The sequence below is a fragment of the Mesorhizobium sp. M7A.F.Ca.CA.003.01.2.1 genome, from assembly GCF_003998945.1.
Classification (GTDB): domain Bacteria; phylum Pseudomonadota; class Alphaproteobacteria; order Rhizobiales; family Rhizobiaceae; genus Mesorhizobium; species Mesorhizobium ciceri.
The window spans coordinates 1-430 of record NZ_RZRA01001690.1; the positions used below are offsets into that span (position 1 = coordinate 1).

General features: G+C 59.3%; 1 protein-coding gene and 1 pseudogene. Both read right to left on the bottom strand.

The window, feature by feature from the left end:
* Positions 1-105: pseudogene (locus tag EN969_RS36550) on the bottom strand (DUF72 domain-containing protein); the annotation flags it as partial.
* A gap of 26 nt (positions 106-131) precedes the next feature.
* Positions 132-430 (bottom strand): N-acetyltransferase (locus EN969_RS34965; protein ID WP_164758838.1); only part of this gene is annotated, 299 nt, incomplete at its 5' end.

Sequence of the window (430 nt, forward strand, 5' to 3'; positions counted from 1 at the left end):
GTTCAACTGCTTGGCCTTGGGAAGCTTGTCGGGATAGAAGGACGTATCCCAGGGTTCGAAGGTCCAGCCGCCCATGCCGGCGCGGATTGTTCCCGATGTGCTCATTGTCATCCTCCCAATGCAGAAAAAGATCAGGCCGCGGTGATCTGATCGACGGTTTTGGCCATGTCGACGAGCACCCATCCTGGCCGGTAGGGATTGGGCCGGCGACCCGTTTCGTGGAAACCATAGGCAAGATAGAGCGCAATGTTCCGCTCCATCCTGGCGTTGGTGTAGAGCCGCACTTCTGGCAGACCCCAGAGATGGGTCTGCTCATCCGCGTGTTTCAGCAGCGCAATGCCGAAGCCCTTGCCTTGAAAGTCGGGGGAGACCGCGACGGAGAAGATCATCGCGTGGTCGTCATGTCGCTCCAGCGTGATCAGCCCGGCAA